The organism is Micromonospora sp. CV4, assembly GCF_003667455.1.
Classification (GTDB): domain Bacteria; phylum Actinomycetota; class Actinomycetes; order Mycobacteriales; family Micromonosporaceae; genus Micromonospora.
Genome location: NZ_RCVI01000246.1, coordinates 1 through 18,327, shown reverse-complemented (window position 1 = coordinate 18,327; position 18,327 = coordinate 1). Strand labels below are relative to the sequence as shown.

General features: G+C 72.7%; 15 protein-coding genes. 8 read left to right on the top strand and 7 right to left on the bottom strand.

Annotated elements, in window-relative coordinates:
• Positions 1 to 343: 343 nt before the first annotated feature.
• Positions 344 to 967 (top strand): phosphatase PAP2 family protein, encoded by a 624-nt coding sequence (locus EAD98_RS12865; RefSeq protein WP_121654281.1) that lies wholly within the window; start codon positions 344 to 346, stop codon positions 965 to 967.
• Positions 968 to 1,047: 80 nt separating this feature from the next.
• On the opposite strand, the gene EAD98_RS12860 is transcribed toward EAD98_RS12865, so the two are convergent.
• Genes EAD98_RS12860 through EAD98_RS12850 form a run of 3 tightly spaced genes read right to left on the bottom strand, consistent with a single transcriptional unit; the run spans position 1,048 to position 5,854 of the window.
• The gene (locus EAD98_RS12860) at positions 1,048 to 2,271 is read right to left on the bottom strand and encodes a hypothetical protein (protein ID WP_121654280.1); all 1,224 of its coding nucleotides are present in this window, start codon (positions 2,269 to 2,271) and stop codon (positions 1,048 to 1,050) included.
• Between the two features lie 59 nt (positions 2,272 to 2,330).
• On the bottom strand, positions 2,331 to 4,016 hold the full coding sequence (locus tag EAD98_RS12855; protein WP_121654279.1) for a GTPase: 1,686 nt from the start codon (positions 4,014 to 4,016) through the stop codon (positions 2,331 to 2,333).
• Positions 4,013 to 5,854, bottom strand: a complete 1,842-nt coding sequence (locus EAD98_RS12850; protein ID WP_121654278.1) for an ABC transporter — start codon at positions 5,852 to 5,854, stop codon at positions 4,013 to 4,015. Before EAD98_RS12850 ends, EAD98_RS12855 begins: the two co-directional genes overlap by 4 nt.
• 220 nt (positions 5,855 to 6,074) lie before the next feature.
• Here EAD98_RS12850 and dnaK point away from each other — a divergent pair, with 220 nt between their 5' ends.
• The 5 genes from dnaK (at position 6,075) to EAD98_RS12825 (ending at position 10,830) form a co-directional block, all read left to right on the top strand.
• Positions 6,075 to 7,952: a molecular chaperone DnaK gene (gene dnaK / locus EAD98_RS12845; RefSeq protein ID WP_121654277.1), complete on the top strand. Its 1,878-nt coding sequence runs from the start codon at positions 6,075 to 6,077 to the stop codon at positions 7,950 to 7,952.
• A gap of 48 nt (positions 7,953 to 8,000) precedes the next feature.
• Positions 8,001 to 8,762 (top strand): nucleotide exchange factor GrpE, encoded by a 762-nt coding sequence (grpE, locus tag EAD98_RS12840; RefSeq protein ID WP_121654276.1) that lies wholly within the window; start codon positions 8,001 to 8,003, stop codon positions 8,760 to 8,762.
• An 85-nt stretch (positions 8,763 to 8,847) separates the two neighbouring features.
• The gene (gene dnaJ / locus EAD98_RS12835) at positions 8,848 to 10,029 is read left to right on the top strand and encodes a molecular chaperone DnaJ (protein ID WP_121654275.1); all 1,182 of its coding nucleotides are present in this window, start codon (positions 8,848 to 8,850) and stop codon (positions 10,027 to 10,029) included.
• Positions 10,030 to 10,059: 30 nt separating this feature from the next.
• The gene (locus EAD98_RS12830; RefSeq protein WP_030332087.1) at positions 10,060 to 10,500 is read left to right on the top strand and encodes a heat shock protein transcriptional repressor HspR; all 441 of its coding nucleotides are present in this window, start codon (positions 10,060 to 10,062) and stop codon (positions 10,498 to 10,500) included.
• Between the two features lie 135 nt (positions 10,501 to 10,635).
• Complete coding sequence (locus tag EAD98_RS12825; protein WP_121654274.1) at positions 10,636 to 10,830, top strand: hypothetical protein; 195 nt, start codon at positions 10,636 to 10,638, stop codon at positions 10,828 to 10,830.
• Positions 10,831 to 11,071: 241 nt separating this feature from the next.
• Here EAD98_RS12825 and EAD98_RS12820 read toward each other — a convergent pair whose 3' ends face one another.
• From EAD98_RS12820 to EAD98_RS12805, 4 genes are all read right to left on the bottom strand, one after another.
• Positions 11,072 to 11,503, bottom strand: coding sequence for a hypothetical protein (locus tag EAD98_RS12820; RefSeq protein WP_074315768.1), 432 nt, complete (start codon positions 11,501 to 11,503; stop codon positions 11,072 to 11,074).
• 213 nt (positions 11,504 to 11,716) lie between these two features.
• Entirely contained in the window at positions 11,717 to 12,922 is a 1,206-nt protein-coding gene (locus EAD98_RS12815; protein WP_121654273.1) for a cation:proton antiporter, read from the bottom strand.
• Between the two features lie 5 nt (positions 12,923 to 12,927).
• On the bottom strand, positions 12,928 to 13,428 hold the full coding sequence (locus EAD98_RS12810; protein ID WP_121654272.1) for a cation:proton antiporter regulatory subunit: 501 nt from the start codon (positions 13,426 to 13,428) through the stop codon (positions 12,928 to 12,930).
• Between the two features lie 238 nt (positions 13,429 to 13,666).
• Positions 13,667 to 14,803, bottom strand: a complete 1,137-nt coding sequence (locus tag EAD98_RS12805) for an epoxide hydrolase family protein (RefSeq protein WP_121654271.1) — start codon at positions 14,801 to 14,803, stop codon at positions 13,667 to 13,669.
• A gap of 85 nt (positions 14,804 to 14,888) precedes the next feature.
• Here EAD98_RS12805 and EAD98_RS12800 point away from each other — a divergent pair, with 85 nt between their 5' ends.
• Positions 14,889 to 15,542: a TetR/AcrR family transcriptional regulator gene (locus tag EAD98_RS12800; protein WP_121654270.1), complete on the top strand. Its 654-nt coding sequence runs from the start codon at positions 14,889 to 14,891 to the stop codon at positions 15,540 to 15,542.
• Between the two features lie 86 nt (positions 15,543 to 15,628).
• Entirely contained in the window at positions 15,629 to 18,220 is a 2,592-nt protein-coding gene (clpB, locus tag EAD98_RS12795; protein WP_121654282.1) for an ATP-dependent chaperone ClpB, read from the top strand.
• Positions 18,221 to 18,327: the final 107 nt, after the last annotated feature.

Here is an 18,327-nt window from a genome sequence, read left to right as displayed (position 1 = left end):
CCGCCGTGCCGACCAGCACCCTCTCCCTGCCGGCCACCACGCCCGTTCCGGCCACCACCACGCCCGTTCCGGCCACCACCACGCCCGCGCCGGCCACCACCACGCCCGCGCCGGCCATCACGGCCGCGCCGCCCGCCAGCCCCGGTTCACCGCCCAGCCGGCCCGGCCCGACCGTCACGACATCCCTGACGGTCCCGTCCGTCCGACCGGCCCCCACGGCCAGTCCCTCGCCGCTGGGCGGACGGGCTCACCTCACGAGGTCCCCGGCGGTACGGTGACGGTCAGGCGCGACCGGCCCGGTGCCGGCGCCGGTCGGCGATAGGCGCGTACCGGAGGGGGTGGCGTGGGCGGCGGTGCGGAACTCCGCCCGGTCACCGCCCGGCCAGGCCCGGGGTTGCGGGTCGCCCGGCTGGTCACCGAGCTGACCGCGCCCGCGGTGCTGGTGACACTGCTGATGGTCACCGTGAGCTGGCACAGTTCGCCCAGTGCCCGGCACGGCCTGGCGTGGGGTCTGCTCGCCACGCTCTTCGTCACCGGCATTCCGTTCGCCTACATCGTCGGCGGAGTACGCCGTGGTCGGCTCACGGACCACCACGTCGGCCGTCGGGACCAGCGGCGGGTGCCGTTGCTCGTCGGCCTCGGCTCGGTCGCCGCCGGGCTGGCCCTGCTCGCCGTGCTCGGCGCACCCCGCCCGCTGCTGGCACTGGCGGTGTCCGGGCTGGTCGGGTTGGTGGTGGCCGTGTCGGTGAGCCACTGGTGGAAGATGTCGATCCACTCGGCGGTGGCCGCTGGCACGCTGATCATCCTGGTGCTGACCTTCGGGACCCACCTGCTCGTCGCCGCGCCGCTGCCGGGCGTGGTCGGCTGGTCCCGGGTGCGGCTACGGGACCACACCATTGGGCAGGTGCTGGCCGGCGGCGTGCTCGGAGCACTGATCGCCGGGGTGGTCTTCGGCCTGCTGCGCTGACCGGGCGCGCTGCGCTGACCGTGAGCGCTGCGCCGATGGGTCCCGGGCGGGCGGCGAGGTGCCGGCCGCCCGGGATGCCGTCAGGCGCCGTCGTCGGCGAGGCGGTGTCGGTTCGCCTCGATCCAGGCGTCCAGTGCTGCCGGGTCGTCCGGGTCGACCCCGTCGGCCATCAGCTGCGCCACCGCCGCGGTGGCCGGGCTGCGCCGCTCGCCGGTCGAGTAGAGGCGGGCGAACTCCGGCACCATCTCCTCGATCGCCTCGTCGGTGCGCGTCGCGGCCGTCTCGGGCAGCCCACGCTGGCGCGACGCGTACCGGGCCCAGGCGCGCAGCACGCGGGGCAGCATCGCCGCGTCGTCCATGTCCAGCACGGCCCGGCGGTGCACCCAGTCGAGCAGGAAGAGCCCGGACACGGCGGGGCTCCACCGCATCGGGTCGGCGTCCGGGAAGGTCGCCGAATGGTCCAGCAGCAGGCTCAGGCAGAAGTGCAGCGAGGCCAGCTCCGGGCCGTCGACGGCGTCCAACCCGAAGCGGGCGGCCTCCGGCGCGGCCAGGAACCGTCGGACCAGCTCGGTGCGCTCGGCGGCGGAGAGCGGCTCGACCTCCGCCGGGCTGGTGGGGTCGGCTGCGGTGGGCAGCACGGCCAGCCGGGCGCCGACCAGCGCCCGGTCGGTGGCGAGTGAACCCTCGCCGGGCAGCTCGCCCAGGTCGTCGGTGACGGCGAGGTGGCGAGCCACCTCGCCGCGCAGCTGGGCCGGGTCCTCGGTGCGGAACCAGGTCAGCTCGTCGTCGGCGCACATCTGCCGGACCTGGTCCAGGATCCGTTCCGCCGGCCCACCGACGAAGATGTCCTTGGTGATCCCGATGTTGTGGTCGACCAGGGCCACCAGCGCGTGCTCGGGGCCGCCGGCCGCATCGTCGTAGGCGAAGGTGGCGAGGTAGGAGGTCTGGTCGCCGTAGACGTCGCCGTACGCCCAGCTGCCGGTGAGGTGCACCCGGCCGAGCTGGCCGGTCCAGGCCGGCGCCTGGCTGCCCGGGCGCACCCGTTCGGTGCCCTCGGCGTTGGGGACGAGCGCGGCGAAGACCTGCCGGATGGTGGTCGCCGCGGCGATCCGGCGGCGGGCGGTGGCGGCGAGGAACCCGGTGACGAACTCCCGTACGGCGGTGTCGCGGTCGGTCTCCGCGATCGCGTAGACGCTGCCCAGGAGGGCGCTGCCGAGCATCTCGGCGTCCAGCGCCGACTCGAGCTTGGTCACGTCGCGTGCGGCGTGCAGCACCGCGTCGTAGGGGGTCTGAGGCGTGGCCATGCTCCGACCCTACGCCGCTCGGGCCGTGCACAGAGTGGTAGCGAGCCGTGCGGGGCGCGTCAGCGGCGGGCGGCATCCCGCAGCGCGTCGCGCGCCTGCGCGTACGAGGCGAGCACGATCCGCACCGGGGCGAGCACGTACTCCTCGCCCACGCCGGCGACCTTGGCCGTCAGCCGCTGTTCGGCGCGACTCCGCGCCCGCCGGGCCGCCCAGCGCACCACCGGTCGGGTCAGCGCCGCCACCAGCAGCCCGGCCAGCAGCCCGCCGAGCAGCAGCACGGTGGGCAGTGGCACCTCCCCGACCATCGGGTTGTCCAGTGCGGGCAGGCCGAGCGCCCGCAGTGCGTAGCCGAGCACCAGCCAGCCCAGCCCGACCACGGCGGCCAGCGTGACCAACCACTGGACACCGCCGACCAACCGCCACCAGATCGGTCGACGGTCCAGGCCGAGGTCGGTGCCGGCGATCGCGCGGTCCAGCGCGTCCGGCAGGTCGCCGAGGCGGGACCGGGCGGCGGAGGTGACCGCGGCCGGCCAGGCCGCGGGCAGGTCGGCGGCGGCCCGGTCGGCGACCGCGCGGATCGCCAGGCCGAGCGCCGAGCGTTGGGCGGCCGTCGGGTCCGGTACCGAGGTCGCCGAGACCAGGCTCTCCGCCGGGTCGACCTGATCACCGCCCGGGCCGGGCAGGTGCAGGCGGCGCAGCGGGTCGGGTCGCAGCCGCCGCCAGCCCCGGACCACCGGCCAGCCGGTGGCCGCGCCGGCCCGGTGCCGGTACGCCTGCTGCACCGCCTCGGTCACCGCCGGCACTCCGGCCGCGCCGGCCAGCGCCCGGTTCAACCCGCCGACGGCGGCATCGTCCGGTCCGCCCGCCGGCCGGGCGGAGCCGACCAGGTCGTCCAGCGCGGCGACCACGGTGTCGACATCGCCGGCGAGCCGCCGCAGCGCCGCCTGTCGCTCGGCGACCGTCCGTTCCAGCGCGGTGCGCAGCCCGACCATCCCGGCCGGGTCGATGGCGGTGGTGGCCAGCAGCGGCACGCCGGTCAGCCCGTCCGCGTCGAGCAGCCGGCGCAGGTCGTCCAGGACCCGGGGCAGCTCGGCCGGGGGCAGCCGATCGGCCTGGTTGAGCACGACCAGGGTGACGTCGCGGTGGCGGTGGAACTCGCGCAGGTAGCTGTCGTGGATGACGCGGTCGGCGTACTTCTGCGGGTCGACCACCCAGACCACCTGGTCGACCAGGCCGAGCAGCCGGTCCACCTCCAGTCGGTGGGCCCGCTGCACCGAGTCGAAGTCGGGCAGGTCGAGCAGGATCAGCCCGTGCAGCGCCGTCTCGTCGTCCGCGTCCAGCGCGCTCTCCCGGACGAAGCGGTGCCGGGGCAGCACGCCGATCCAGTCGAGCAGCCGGTTGGCGCCCTCCAGGGCCCCCCACACGCACGCGTGCGTGACGCCGGTCGTCGGGCGGCGGACTCCGACCGGCGAGAGCTCCAGCCGGGCCAGCGCGTTGAACAGGCTGGACTTGCCGCTGCCGGTGGCGCCGGCGAGGGCGACCACGGTGTGGTCGCGGGACAGGGCGAGCCGGGTGCCGGCCCGCTCGACCAGGGTGTGCGCGGGCACCAGCTCGGAGTCCGGCAGCAGGCCGTCCACCGCGGTCAGGAACCGGCGTACCGCGTCCAGGCGGGCGATCAGCGCGTCGGGGTCGATCCGCTGGTCGCCCCGGAACGCCTCGCGTACCCGGCCGGCGATGTTGGTCACCGGGAGCCCTCCTCGTCGGCGGCCGGCGGGGTGTCGCCGCCGGTCGCCAGGCCGCTGCGGTGCCGGGCCAGCTCGACCCGGCCGGCGGCCCGGCGCAACCCGTCGCCGGCGTCCGCGGCGGGGCGGGCGTCGGCGGTGCGGGCCAGGAAGCGGTCGGCCTCCGCGTCGAGCAGCGTCCGCACCCGCTCCAGCAGGTCGGCGCGGGCCTTGGCGGCGAGGGTACGCACCGCCTGGTCGCCGAAGATCGCCTGGAGTACGGCCTGGGCCGCGACCGTGGTGCCGGCCCCGGTGGCCACCTCCAGCCCGGTCGGGATGAACGCGGTGGAGGCGAACACGGCGATCATCACGGCGAGCCCGGTGGCGTTCACCGCGTACGCGGCCGTGCGGGCCACGAAACGCTTGTCGCCCCCCTCGACCCGGACCAGCTCCAGCACCCCGCGCTGCCAGTCCCGGACCATCCGCTCGGCGCGCTCGGGCAGGTCGTCGCTGGGGTGTGCGAGCCCCGGATCCAGCAGCCCGGCCCCCGCCGGGTGCGCCTTCCACGCCGTGTACGCGGCCTCGGCGGCCTCGGAAGCGACCCCGCGCAGCAGCGTGACCAGTTGCGACTCGATGGCGTTGCGCAGCTCGGCGGCGGGTGCCGGACGACCGGTGACGGCGGCCACCACCCGGTCCCGCAGCCGCCCGATCCGCGCCTCCAGGGTGCGGAACAGCTCCCCGGTGCCGACGAACTCCTGCCATCGGGCGAGCACCTCACCACGGAGCAGGCGGCCGTCGCGCAGGCCCTCCTCGACGGTTCGCTCGGCGCCCCGGTAGGAGGCCCGGACCCGCTCGTCCAGGCTGTCGGCGGCGGCGACCTGCTCGTCGGCGGCGTCGGCCAGCTCCTCGACGGCCGGGTGCAGTGCGGCCAGCGCCCCGTCCAGGGTCTGCCGGACCACGGCCGCCCGGGCGTCGGCGTCGCCGGCCAGGCGGGCGAACCAGTCGGCCAGGGGTGCGGTGACACCCTCGGGCAGCAGCCCCTGACCGTCGACCCAGGTCTCCGGCAGCACGAACAGCGGCGCCCGGCCGAGATCCTGTGCGGTGAGCATCTCGGCCAGGTGCGCGGAGATCTCGTCGGCGGCCTCGGCGGGCACCCGGTCCAGCACCATGGCGATCACCGCGCCCCGGGCCCGGGCGCTGCGCAGCAGCTCCCACGGCACCGCGTCCGCGTACCGGGCGGCGGTGGTGACGAAGAGCCAGAGGTCCGCGGCGGCGAGCAACTGGCCGGCGAGCGCCCGGTTGGCGTCGACCACGGAGTCGATGTCCGGTGCGTCGAGGAAGGCCAGCCCGGCGGGCAGAGCCGGGGCGGTGACCAGGTGCAGGGCGCGCGGGTCCTCGCTCGGCTCGGTGGTGCGGGTGAGCCCGGGCAGCAGCTCACCCTGCCGGAACCAGGCCGCGTCGGCGGGGTTGCAGACCAGCACCGGTGAGCGGGTGGTCGGCCGGAGCACACCGGCGGCGCTGACCCGGGCCTTGACCAGGCTGTTGACCAGGGTCGACTTGCCCGCGCCGGTGGAGCCGCCGACCACCACGAGCAGTGGCGCGTCGAGTCGGGCGAGGCGGGGCAGCAGGTAGTCGTCGAGCTGGTCGGTGAGGGCGGTGGCGGTGTGCCGCGCCGGCCCGGCGGAGGGCAGAGCGAGGGGGTACCCGGTCGCGCCGATCGCGGCCCGGAGACCCGACAGCGCGCCGGGGAGGCTGTCGTCCCCGGTGGTGGCGGGCGGCTCCTCCGCGGCGTCCGGCGGGCCGGTGCGGGCTGCGACGGCGGGCGCGCCGGAACGGGTGGCGGGATCGCCGTGCGTCGTCACCGCTAAAGCGTGCCCGACCGATGCAAGGGAAGACAACCGGACGGTAATAACGGCTGGGTTGCGTCGGGTCGGCTCAACCCAACTTGACGATCCGCAAACGCGTGGCACTATTGAGTCAAGTTCACTCAACTTGTGGTGGGCCCGCTGCGGGCGGCGCCCGCCAAGCAGTCCACGGGCGGTGCCCGTCACCTGCACAACCTTACGAAGCGAGGAAGCGAAGATGGCACGTGCGGTCGGTATCGACCTCGGCACGACGAACTCCTGCGTCAGCGTTCTCGAGGGCGGTGAGCCCACCGTCATCGCCAACGCTGAGGGCTCGCGGACGACCCCGTCGATCGTCGCGTTCGCCCGCAACGGGGAGGTGCTCGTCGGTGAGGTCGCCAAGCGCCAGGCGGTGACGAACCCGGACCGGACGATCCGCTCGGTCAAGCGCGAGGTCGGCACGAACTGGTCCGTCGACATCGACGGCAAGAAGTACACCCCGCAGGAGATCTCGGCCCGGACGCTCATGAAGCTCAAGCGGGACGCCGAGGCGTACCTGGGCGAGCAGATCACCGACGCGGTGATCACCGTCCCGGCCTACTTCAACGACAGCCAGCGCCAGGCCACCAAGGAGGCCGGTGAGATCGCCGGCTTCAACGTGCTGCGGATCGTGAACGAGCCGACCGCGGCCGCCCTGGCGTACGGGCTGGACAAGGGCTCCAAGGAGCAGACCGTCCTGGTCTTCGACCTCGGTGGCGGCACCTTCGACGTGTCGCTGCTGGAGTTGGCCGAGGGCGTCATCGAGGTCAAGTCGACCAGTGGTGACAACCACCTCGGCGGCGACGACTGGGACCAGCGGATCATCGACCACCTGGTCAAGACGTTCCGCGGCGAGCACGGCATCGACCTGAGCCAGGACAAGATGGCCCTCCAGCGGCTCCGTGAGGCCGCCGAGAAGGCCAAGATCGAGCTGTCCGCCGCCACCACCACCAACATCAACCTGCCGTACATCACCGCTGGCTCCGCCGGCCCGCTGCACCTGGACGTGACGCTCAGCCGCGCCGAGTTCCAGCGGATGACGCAGGACCTGCTGGACCGCTGCAAGGGCCCGTTCGAGCAGGCCGTGAAGGACGCCGGGATCAAGATCTCCGACGTCGAGCACGTGATCCTGGTCGGCGGTTCGACCCGGATGCCCGCCGTGACCGACCTGGTCAAGCAGCTCACCGGCCGCGACCCGAACAAGGGCGTCAACCCGGACGAGGTCGTCGCCGTCGGCGCCGCTCTCCAGGCCGGTGTGCTCAAGGGTGAGGTCAAGGACGTCCTGCTGCTCGACGTGACCCCGCTGAGCCTGGGCATCGAGACCAAGGGCGGCATCTTCACCAAGCTGATCGAGCGCAACACCACCATCCCGACCAAGCGCTCCGAGGTCTTCACCACGGCGGACGACAACCAGCCGTCGGTGCTGATCCAGGTGTTCCAGGGTGAGCGGGAGATCGCGGCCTACAACAAGAAGCTCGGCACCTTCGAGCTGACCGGCCTCCCGCCGGCGCCGCGTGGCGTGCCGCAGATCGAGGTCGCGTTCGACATCGACGCCAACGGCATCGTGAACGTGCACGCCAAGGACCTGGGCACCGGCAAGGAACAGAAGATGACGATCACCGGCGGCTCCTCGCTGCCGAAGGACGACATCGAGCGGATGCGCCGGGACGCCGAGGAGCACGCGGAGGAGGACAAGCGCCGCCGCGACGACGCCGAGACCCGCAACGTGGCCGAGGCGCTCCAGTGGCAGACCGAGAAGTTCCTCGCCGAGAGCGGCGACAAGCTGCCCAGCGAGAACCGGGAGCAGCTCAACGAGGCGCTCGGCGAGCTGCGTGGCGCCCTCGGCGGCCAGGACATCGAGAAGATCAAGTCGGCGCACGAGCGGCTGGCGCAGGTGTCCCAGCAGGCCGGTTCGCTGCTCTACTCGCAGCAGGCCGAGCAGGGCCAGCAGCCGGGTGGCGAGGCCGGCCCGGGTGCGACCGGGGCGACGGGGGCGACCGGCCCGCAGGCCGGCGCCGCCGGTGGCGCCGACGACGTGGTCGACGCGGAGATCGTGGACGAGGACGGCAAGAAGTGACCGTCGGTTCTCGACACGTATCCACTGCGAAGGGGATGAGGTAGCCGCATGACGCAGAAGCCACGAGCCGCCGACCCGGGCGACACCGGGTCGGCGCCGGGTGGCTCCGCGCCCACCGAGCCGGCCACCGGCGACGGGGAGCGGGTCGTCATCCGTAACAACCGCAAGCTCAGCGACACCACGGAGCCCGAGGGCGCGGCTGCCGACGCGGGGAGCGACGTACCGGCCGAGGGCCTCGTCGAGGACGCCGAGGTCGTGGTCGACGAGATCGAGATCGAGTCCACCCCGGTCGACGGGCCGGCGCCGTCCAGTCCGCCGGTCGTGGACGCCCCGGCGCAGCCGGTCGACGGCGGTGCCGGCGTCGGCACGCCGCTCGGTGCCGAGCTGGAGGCGCTCCGGGCCGAGCTGGACGAGCGGACGCGGGACCTGCAGCGGGTGTCGGCGGAGTACGCCAACTACCGCAAGCGGGTCGACCGGGACCGCAGCCTGGTGCAGGAGCAGGCGACCGGCTCGGTGCTGGCCGCGCTGCTGCCGATCCTGGACGACCTGGACCGGGCCCGGGAACACGGCGACCTGGTCGGGCCGTTCGGCACGGTGGCGGAACAGCTCATCACCGCGCTGGGCAAGTTCGGCCTCAACGCGTTCGGCGAGCAGGGCGACCCGTTCGACCCGACCCGGCACGAGGCGGTCGCGCACCAGACCTCGGCCGAGGTCAGCGAGCCGACCTGCGTGCAGGTCATGCGGCGCGGCTACCAGCTCGGTGAACGGCTGCTGCGCCCCGCGCTGGTAGCGGTCGCGGATCCGGAATAGTGCGAGACGGTGACCGGCCGGTCCCGCCCACCGTGATGCGGTGGGCGGGACGGCCGGGCCACGACGGTCGGAAGGGGGTGGACCGGTGAGTTCGAAGGACTGGCTCGAGAAGGACTTCTACGCCGTGCTCGGCGTGGACAAGGCCGCCTCCGCGGATGACATCAAGAAGGCGTACCGCAAGTTGGCCCGGGAGTCACACCCGGACCACAACCCGGGCGACCCGAAGGCCGAGGAGCGGTTCAAGGCGGCCTCCGAGGCGTACAACGTGCTGTCGGACACCGGCCGCCGCCGGGAGTACGACGAGATGCGCTCGCTGTTCGGCTCGGGCGCGTTCCGGCGCAACGCCCGGGGCGCCGGCCAGCCGGGTGGCATGCCGTTCGACGTCTCCGACATGTTCGGCGGCGGCGCTGGCGGCGACCGTCGCTTCGGCGGGGCCGGCTTCCAGGACCTGTTCAGCTCGATCTTCTCCGGCGGCTCGGCCGGCGGGCAGGCCGCGCCGCGCGGTCCGGCCCGGGGTCGGGACGTGGAGACCGAGGTGGCGCTGGACTTCGGCGACGCGGTGCGGGGCGTGACCCTGCCGCTGACGCTGCGCGCCCCGGGTGTCTGCGACACGTGCCACGGCAACGGGGCCAAGCCGGGCACCCAGCCGCGCACCTGCCCGGCCTGCCACGGCGCCGGGGTGACCACCCGCAACCAGGGGTCGTTCAGCTTCTCCGAGCCGTGCCGCACCTGCCAGGGCGTCGGCACGGTGGTCGAGGAGAAGTGCCCGGAGTGCCACGGCAGCGGTGGGGTCACCAAGACCCGCACGCTGAACGTGCGCTTCCCGGCCGGGGTGGCCGACGGGCAGCGGATCCGGTTGGCCGGTCGCGGCGAGCCGGGTGAGCGTGGTGGCCCGGCCGGCGACCTGTTCGTACACGTCAAGGTCCGGCCGGACGAGCTGTTCGGTCGTACCGGTGACGACCTGACGTTGACGGTGCCGGTCACCTTCGCGGAGGCCGTGTTCGGCACGGACCTGCGGGTGCCGACGCTCGACGGCGCGGTGACCCTGCGGGTCCCGCCCGGTACGCCGAGCGGACGCGTGCTGCGGGCCCGGGGCAAGGGTGTGGTCCGTCGCGACGGGCAGGCCGGCGACCTGCTGGTCACGCTGGACGTGGTGGTGCCGGCCCGGTTGTCGGACGAGGCGCGGACGGCGCTGGAGGCGTTCGCCGAGCAGAGTCCGCCGGCGGCCAGGGAACATCTCGACGCCCGGGTGCGTCGGGTCAGTTAGTCCGGTGGGATGGACGCGGAGGTGAGCGGGATGTCGGGCGAGTTCCTCGGTTCGGGTGACCCTGCCTACGAGGCCAAGGTGCTGATGATCTCGGTAGCGGCACGAATGGCGGGGATGCACCCGCAGACCCTCCGTCAGTACGACCGGCTGGGGCTCGTGCAGCCCGGCCGGGCGGCCGGCGGCGGGCGTCGTTACAGCGTCCGCGACGTGGTGCTGCTGCGTGAGGTGCAACGGCTCAGTCAGGACGACGGGATCAACCTGGCCGGAGTCAAGCGGATCATCGGGCTGGAGCGGCTGCTGGAGCAGGCGCAGCAGCGGGTCGCCCGGCTGGAGGCGGAGCTGGACGCCGCGTACCGCCGGGTGGCCGAGCTGGAGTCCCTGGCCCGCTTCCCCGGTCGTGATCTCGTGCCGACCAACCGCACCTCCACCGCGCTGGTGGTCTGGCGGCCCCGCCGTACGCCCGACCGCTGACCCGCTCTTCCGGTCCCGTTCTTATTCGGCCCGGCCCGCACCGGATTTTCCGGCGCGGGCCGGGCCGTTCCGGTTAGCCTGTCGATACGGGTTCTATCGGCTTAATTCGGACCTACCGGCATAGCAGGGGGAGCGATGGCGGAGCCGGCGAAGAAGATGGCCCAGCAGACGGAGGACCGGTTGGAGGACCTGGCCGACAACGTCCGCGAGAAGTTCGACAAGGTGACCAAGGGAAGCTTCCGGGACCGGATCGTCGAAGGGCGGTTCGCCGACCAGGTCGACCACGGCGTCGACCAGGCCCGGGCCGAAACCCAGCGGAAGCAGGACTGACCGGACCGAACTGCGGGCCGGGACCCACGGGGGGTCCCGGCCCGCACGTCGTCCTGAGTGCGGGCCGGGACGCGGTAACCCAGCGGCGGGGGTCCCGGCCCGCAGTTCGTCCTGAGTGCGGGCCGGGACGCGGTAACCCAGCGACGGGGGTCCCGGCCCGCAGTTCGTCCTGAGTGCGGGCCGGGACGCGGTGGTCCTGCGGCGGGGGTCCCGGCCCGTTCGTTGTTGCGGAAGAGACGCGTCAGCCGAGGCGGCGGTTTTCGCGGACCAGGCCGCCTTCGCACCAGTCCCGGTAGACGAAGAGATCCGGCCGGGCCAGCAGTACGCGGCCGTTGTGCGCCCAGATCTTCATCAGCTCGTCGCCGTCGCGCTCGGCCTGCTCGACCAGCTTGCGGAAGCGGCGCTTCGGGTGGGCGCGGAAGTTCGTCCGGATGCCGTCGGCCGCGTAGATGTACAGGCAGTGCAGCGCGAAGCGGCGGGCCGGGCAGGTCGGGTCCATCGCCAACTCGAAGAGCGTCAGCACGAGCCGGTCACCGGAGACCAGTAGGTCCCAGTCCGGTGGCATGGAGGCCAACGGCACCGAATCGGGCTGGTATGCCCAAGCTCGCAACTCCGCCGGAGTCGGATCGACGGGGTTGGCGAAGCCGTGGAACGTCGACTCCTGCACGCTCACCGGCCAACCTTCCGCTTTCGCCCGCGTCGGCACTGGCCACCCGCGGACCCTGGCTGCTGCGGCGAAACGGTATCCCGCCGTCGGGTGCTGCGGTAGTCCCCGTGGGGAGCAATTCAGCAACCGTTGGCCTGGCCGGGCCCACCCGACGGGTCACGGGGCCCACCCACCGCCGCTGCCGTGTCGATCAGGGGCCACGGCAGCGGCGGCGGCGCGTCAGTCGTGGACCGGGACCGGCTCCCGCCGCTCGGCCGCCGCGCGGTTGCGCAGCCACCGCTTGAACCACGGGAAGTCGGGCAGCCGGGCCAGCATCGGCCCGGTCACCACGGTGATCAGGACGTACGCCGTGGCCAGCGCGGCCAACCGCGGCTCGACGCTGCCGGCGGCCACCGCGAGCCCGGCGATGACGATGGAGAACTCACCTCGGGGTACGAGTGCCAGGCCGGCCCGCCATCGACCGGGTTCGGCGATGCCGACGCGGCGGGCCGCGAGGTAGCCGGTGAGCGTCTTCGTCGCCATGGTGATCACGGCCAGCGCGAGCGCCGGCAGTAGCACCGGGGGGATGTCCCGTGGGTCGGTGACCAGCCCGAAGAAGACGAAGAACACCGCGGCGAACAGGTCCCGCAGCGGGGAGAGCAACTCGGTGGCGTGGTGCGCCACCGGCCCGGAGAGCGCGATGCCCACCAGGAACGCCCCGACCGCCGCCGACACCTGGAGCTTCGCCGCGAGACCGGCGATGAACAGGGTCAGCCCGAGTACGCCGAGCAGCAGCGCCTCCGGATCCTTCGCCGACAGAGCGGACGAGATCAAATGGCCGTACCGGATGGCGAGCACCAGCACGAGCAGCACCGTACCCACCGCCACGGTGAGCGCGATGCCGCCGCCGAGCAGGCCGGTGCCGGCCAGCACCGCGGTGACCAGCGGCAGGTAGAGCGCCATCGCCAGGTCCTCGATCACCAGGACCGAGAGGATCACCGGGGTCTCGCGGTTACCGAGTCGGCCCAGGTCGCCGAGGACCTTGGCGATCACTCCGGAGGACGAGACCCACGTGATGCCGCCGAGCACCAGGGCGGCCACCCAGTCCCAGCCGAGCAGCAGGGCGAAGATCGCGCCGGGCAGCGCGTTGAGAACGCCGTCGATCAGCCCGGCCGGGGCCGCCGACCGGAGGTTGCCGACCAGTTCGTTGGCCGAGTACTCCAGGCCGAGCATCACCAGCAGCAGGATCACGCCGATCTCGGCGCCGACCGCGAAGAACTCCTCGCTGGCGGCGAGCGGGAGCAGCCCACCGTGCCCGAACGCGAGCCCGGCGAGCAGGTAGAGGGGAATGGGCGAGAGGCCGACCCGGCGGCTGAGCCGACCGAGGACACCGAGCAACAGCAGCAGCGCGCCGACCTCGACGAGCAGTGTGGTGGATTCGTGCATCCGCCTCAGCCGTCCGGGTCACTGTCGGCGAGGATGGCGGACACACCGTCGAGACCCTTGCGGGTCCCGACGACGACCACCACGTCGCCGGCCGCGAAGCGGAAGGTGGGAAGCGGCGAGACGATCACCTCGCCGTCGCGCAGCACCGCCACGATGGAGGCGCTGGTGCGGGTACGCGCCTTGGTGTCACCGAGCTTCCGGTTGACGTACCGCGACCCCGCCGTGATGGCGATCTGCTCGGTGAGCAGACCGGCGGCCTGCTCGCGCAGCCCGGAGAGCTGGCCGAGCATCAGCGACGCGCCGAGGATGTCGGCGAGCGCCTCCGCCTCGTCGTCGGTCAGCGGGATGTCCGCCTGGCAGGAGTCGGGATCGTCGGGGTCGTACAGGACAAGATCCCGGCGGCCGTTGCGGTGGGAGACCACGCCGAGGCGGCGCCCGGACTCCGTCACCAGATCGTGGCGTACGCCGATCCCGGGTAAGGCAATCTGCTCGACTCGTACTCGCACCCGCCAAGGCTACCGCTTACCGGACCGGACCAGATCTTGGTCGAATTCGGCCCCTCCAGGGACCTGCGTGCTGCGCGCCGATTTGGTTCCTCCTTGATGATCGACTCGGTTTCCCCGATGTCGCGGTATCCCAGCAGTCCGGACACCCCGATATCGGGGAAACGGAGTGGATCTATCCCTCGGATGCGCTGACGCCCACCCCGGCAGAGCGGGGTGGGCGCCGGCGCGCACGCTGTGATCAGCGAAGGCTGGCGAAGAACTCGCGGATGTCGGCGACCAGCACGTCGGTGGCCTGGTGGGCGGCGTAGTGGCCGCCGACGTCGCCGCGGCCTTCGACGTCCGTGCCGTACGCCGTCCATCGGACGATGTTCGCGTGGTCCCGGTCGGCGAAGCGGCGGATCGACTGGAAGTCGCCGGGGAACATGGCCAGCGCGGTCGGCGCGGTGGTCGGTTCGGTCGGCGCGTCGCCGGCGTGCGCGTCCTCCCAGTAGAAGCGGATCGCCGAGGCGGCCGTGCCGGTGAACCAGTAGAGCGCCACGTTGGCCAGGATGAAGTCGGCGTCCAGGCTCTCGTCGAAGAGTTGGGCGTTCCAGGCCAGCAGTCCGACCGGCGAGTCGGCCAGCCCGAATGCCAGGGTCTGCGGCTGCTGACTGTGCACCTGGTTGAACGAGAACTTGTTCTCGTAGAACCACTGGAGGTGCTTGAGCCCCGCCTGGTCCGCCTCGGAGAGCCCGGCGAACTCGGCCGGGTCGCCCGACGGGAACGAGAAGAGCTGGGTGACGTGCACGCCGAGCACGTGCGCCGCGTCGAGCCGCCCCAACTCCGGCGCGACCATCGAGCCGGCGTCGTTGCCGATCGCGCCGTAGCGGTCGTACCCCAGTCGGCTCATCAGCTCGGCCCAGGCGCGGGCGGTGCGGTACCGGTTCCAGCCGGTGCTGCGGGTCGGGCCGCTGAACCCGAAGCCGGGCAGCGACGGGATGACCAGGTGGAAGGCCGGCGCGTCCGGTGCGGTCGGTTCGGTGAGCGGGGCGATCACGTCCAGGTATTCCAGCACCGAGCCGGGCCAACCGTGGGTGAGCACCAGTGGGGTGGCGTCGGGTCGGGTCGACCGGACGTGCAGGAAGTGGATCTGCTCGCCGTCGATCTCGGTGACGAACTGGGGGTACGCGTTCAGCCGGGCCTCGACGGCTCGCCAGTCGAACCCGTCCCGCCAGCGGTCGGCGAGGGCGCGGACCCGATCGGTGCTCATCCCGTAGGCGTCGCCGGCTCCGGGCAGCTCGGCGGGCCAGATCGTGCGGCCCAGCCGGGCAGCCAGGTCGTCGAGGGCGGTCTGCGGGATCTCGACGCGGAACGGACGGATCGCGGTGCCGGTCATCTCGGAACTCCTTCGGAACGGAATGTTTCGTTCTGCTTCCACAGTAGCAGACCGGAACGATCCGTTCCACTGTTAGGCTGGGTGCATGGCAACGTCCCCCGGAAAGACGGAAACCCCGCTGGCCGGCCGCCGTGCGCAGGCCGCCCGCAACGACGAGGTGATCCTCGAAGCCGCCCGCGGCGTCTTCCTCGACGACCCGAAGGCGCCGATCGCCGCCGTCGCCGAACGCGCCGGCGTCGGCATCAGTGCGCTCTACCGGCGGTACGCGGGCAAGGAGGACCTGCTGCGCCAGCTCTGCCACGACGGGCTGCGCCGGTACATCGCCGAGGCCGAGACCGCCCTGGCGGAGTCGGACGACTGGGCCGCGTTCGCCGGGTTCCTGGCTCGGGTGGTCGACGCCGACGTGCACTCGCTCACCGTCCACCTGGCCGGCACCTTCACCCCGACCGAGGAGATGGGCCGGGACGCCATACGCGCCAACGAGCTGGCCACCGCCCTCTTCGAGCGGGCCCGTGCCAGTGGGCGGCTGCGCCCCGACGTGGTCGTACAGGACCTGGGGCTGCTGCTGGAGGCGTGCGCCGCGGTGCGCGTACCCGATTCGGAGCGGACCGGGCAGCTGCGCCGGCGGCAGCTGGCGGTGCTGCTGGCCGGGCTGTCGGCGGCGCCGGACACCGACCCGCTACCCGGCCCGCCCCCGGCGGCCGGCGAGTTCGACTGGCGGTGGCGTCGGCGAGAGTGATGGGCGTCACAACGCTAGGGTTGAGTGGAATACGCTCAACTCTGGTTGTGTCTAACCCAGTGGACAACGCCGATCCGGGGGAGCCCATGAACACCGAACGCCTCACCACCAAGAGCCGCGAGACCATCACCGGTGCCGTCGCGCTGGCGAACCAGCGCGGCCACGCCACCGTGGAGCCCTGGCACCTGCTGCTGTCACTGCTGGACACCGACGGCTCGACCGCCGCCGGCCTGCTGCGCGCCGTCGGGGCCGATCCCGCCGAGCTGCGCCGGGTCGCCCAGCGCGCGGTCGACGCACTGCCGGCGGCGCGGGGCTCCAGCATCGCCGAGCCCACGCTGGCCCGTGAGTTGGTCAACGCCATCGGCGCCGCGGAGCAGATCGCCCGGCCGCTGGGCGACGAGTACACCTCCACCGAGCACCTGCTCGCCGGCCTGGCCCGGGTGGGCGGCTCGGTGTCCAGCGCGTTGACGTCGGTCGGCGCCACCGAGGAGTCCCTGGTCGCCGCCTTCCCGAGCGTCCGGGGTGGGGACCGGCGGGTCACCACCGCCGACCCGGAGCAGACCTACCAGGCCCTGGCCAAGTACGGCGTCGACCTGACCGCCAGCGCCCGCGACGGCAAGATCGACCCGGTGATCGGCCGGGACTCGGAGATCCGCCGGGTGATCCAGGTGCTGTCCCGGCGTACCAAGAACAACCCGGTGCTGATCGGCGAGCCCGGCGTCGGAAAGACCGCCATCGTCGAGGGCCTCGCCCAGCGGATCGTGGCCGGTGACGTGCCCGAGTCGCTCCGCGACAAGAAGCTGGTCTCGCTGGACCTCGGCGCGATGGTCGCCGGCGCTCAGTACCGCGGCCAGTTCGAGGAGCGGCTCAAGTCCGTGCTGGAGGAGATCAAGAACTCCAACGGGCAGGTCATCACGTTCCTCGACGAGCTGCACACCGTGGTCGGCGCCGGCAAGGGCGAGGGCTCGATGGACGCCGGCAACATGCTCAAGCCGATGCTCGCCCGCGGTGAGCTGCGGATGGTCGGCGCCACGACGCTGGACGAGTACCGCGAGCACATCGAGAAGGACCCGGCGCTGGAGCGCCGCTTCCAGCCGGTGCTCGTCGGCGAGCCCACCATCGAGGACACCATCGGCATCCTGCGCGGGCTCAAGGAGCGCTACGAGGTGCACCACGGCGTGCGGATCACCGACGCCGCGCTGGTCGCCGCCGCGGCGCTGTCGGACCGCTACATCACCGAACGGTTCCTGCCGGACAAGGCGATCGACCTGGTCGACGAGTCCGCGTCCCGGCTCCGGATGGAGATCGACTCCCGGCCGGTCGAGGTGGACGAGATCGAGCGGGCGGTACGCCGGCTGGAGATCGAGGAGATGGCGTTGGCCAAGGAGCCGGACGCCGCCTCCGCCGAGCGGCTGGAGCGGCTGCGCAAGGAGCTGGCCGACAAGCGCGAGCAGCTGACCGTGCTCTCCGAGCGCTGGCAGACGGAGAAGAGCCACATCACCAAGCTCTCCACCGCCAAGGAGGAGCTGGAGCGCCTGGGCGGCGAGGCCGAGCGGGCCGAGCGCGACGGGGAACTGGAGCGCGCCGCCGAGCTGCGCTACGGCCGGATTCCCGCCCTCAAGGTCGAGCTGAAGCAGGCCGAGGAGGAGCTCGCCCAGCTCCAGGCCGACGGCGCGATGCTCAAGGAGGAGGTCGGCGCGGACGACATCGCCGCGGTGGTCGCCTCCTGGACCGGCATCCCGGCCGGCCGGCTGCTGGAGGGAGAGACCGCCAAGCTGCTCCGGATGGAGGAGTCGCTGGGCGGCCGGGTGGTCGGTCAGGCCGAGGCGGTGGGAGCCGTCGCCGACGCGGTACGCCGCGCCCGGGCCGGCGTCGCCGATCCGGACCGCCCGACCGGGAGCTTCCTCTTCCTCGGCCCGACCGGTGTCGGCAAGACCGAGCTGGCCAAGGCGCTCGCCGAGTTCCTCTTCGACGACGAGCGGGCGATGGTCCGCATCGACATGAGCGAGTACGGCGAGAAGCACTCGGTGGCCCGCCTGGTCGGTGCCCCGCCCGGCTACGTGGGTTACGAGGAGGGCGGCCAGCTCACCGAGGCGGTGCGCCGCCGGCCGTACTCGGTGATCCTGCTGGACGAGGTGGAGAAGGCCCACCCGGACGTCTTCGACGTGCTGCTCCAGGTGCTCGACGACGGCCGGCTCACCGACGGTCAGGGCCGCACGGTGGACTTCCGCAACGCGATCCTGATCCTCACCTCCAACCTCGGGTCGTCGATGATCAGCGACCTGACGTTGGCCGAGGAGCAGCGTCGGGAAGGTGTCCTGGCCGTGGTCCGGTCGCACTTCAAGCCGGAGTTCCTCAACCGGCTGGACGACATCGTGGTCTTCGCCTCGCTGCGCGGGGACGATCTGCGCTCGATCGTGGACATCCAGCTCGACCGGATGCGTAAGCGTCTCGCCGACCGCCGGCTCGGTCTGGAGATCACCGACGCGGCCCGGGGCTGGCTCGCCGAGCACGGCTACGACCCGATCTACGGTGCCCGCCCGCTACGTCGCCTGGTTCAGACCGCGATCGGCGACCAGCTCGCCAAGGCCCTGCTCTCGGGCACGATCCGCGACGGCGACACCGTCAAGGTCGACCTCACAACCCCCACAAACACCCTGACCGTAACCCCGGCCTGACCTCCGCCTGAAGCGCGGTGATCAAGAGGTTTGCGTCATCGGGACGTTGTCTCATGACGCAAACCTCTTGATCAACAGGGTGGAGCGGGGGTGGGCGGGGAAAGGAT

Bases quoted from the DNA above. Each gene is read 5' to 3' on its own strand.
- EAD98_RS12825 (WP_121654274.1), top strand. From the start codon at position 10,636: ATGGCGGAGCCGGCGAAGAAGATGGCCCAGCAGACGGAGGACCGGTTG.
- dnaK (WP_121654277.1), top strand. From the start codon at position 6,075: ATGGCACGTGCGGTCGGTATCGACCTCGGCACGACGAACTCCTGCGTC.
- EAD98_RS12815 (WP_121654273.1), bottom strand. From the start codon at position 12,922: ATGCACGAATCCACCACACTGCTCGTCGAGGTCGGCGCGCTGCTGCTG.
- clpB (WP_121654282.1), top strand. From the start codon at position 15,629: ATGAACACCGAACGCCTCACCACCAAGAGCCGCGAGACCATCACCGGT.
- EAD98_RS12830 (WP_030332087.1), top strand. From the start codon at position 10,060: ATGTCGGGCGAGTTCCTCGGTTCGGGTGACCCTGCCTACGAGGCCAAG.
- EAD98_RS12805 (WP_121654271.1), bottom strand. From the start codon at position 14,803: ATGACCGGCACCGCGATCCGTCCGTTCCGCGTCGAGATCCCGCAGACC.
- grpE (WP_121654276.1), top strand. From the start codon at position 8,001: ATGACGCAGAAGCCACGAGCCGCCGACCCGGGCGACACCGGGTCGGCG.
- EAD98_RS12860 (WP_121654280.1), bottom strand. From the start codon at position 2,271: ATGGCCACGCCTCAGACCCCCTACGACGCGGTGCTGCACGCCGCACGC.
- EAD98_RS12800 (WP_121654270.1), top strand. From the start codon at position 14,889: ATGGCAACGTCCCCCGGAAAGACGGAAACCCCGCTGGCCGGCCGCCGT.